The organism is Halorubrum sp. SS7 (assembly GCF_005435055.1).
GTDB lineage: Archaea > Halobacteriota > Halobacteria > Halobacteriales > Haloferacaceae > Halorubrum > Halorubrum salinarum.
On sequence record NZ_SGXV01000662.1, the window covers coordinates 1 to 229 of the forward strand.

1 pseudogene is annotated in these 229 nt (G+C 73.8%); it reads left to right on the forward strand.

The features are described from left to right. A pseudogene (locus tag EXE44_RS19550) lies at window positions 1-229 on the forward strand (HTTM domain-containing protein); the annotation flags it as partial.

Here is a 229-nt window from a genome sequence, read left to right on the forward strand (position 1 = left end):
GAACCTCTCGACCGCGAGCGTCCGGTCGCGGCTCTCCGCGGTCGTCCGACGGCTCTCGGCGGCGGTCGCCGCGCGCGTCTCGGTGGACCCCCGCGCGCTCGCCGCGTTCCGGATCGGGCTCGGAGCGCTGCTGATCGCCGACCTGCTCCTCCGCTCGCGCTCGCTGACCGCCTTCTACACCGACTACGGCGTGCTCCCGCGCCGGGCGTTCTTCTCTGACTACTCGACG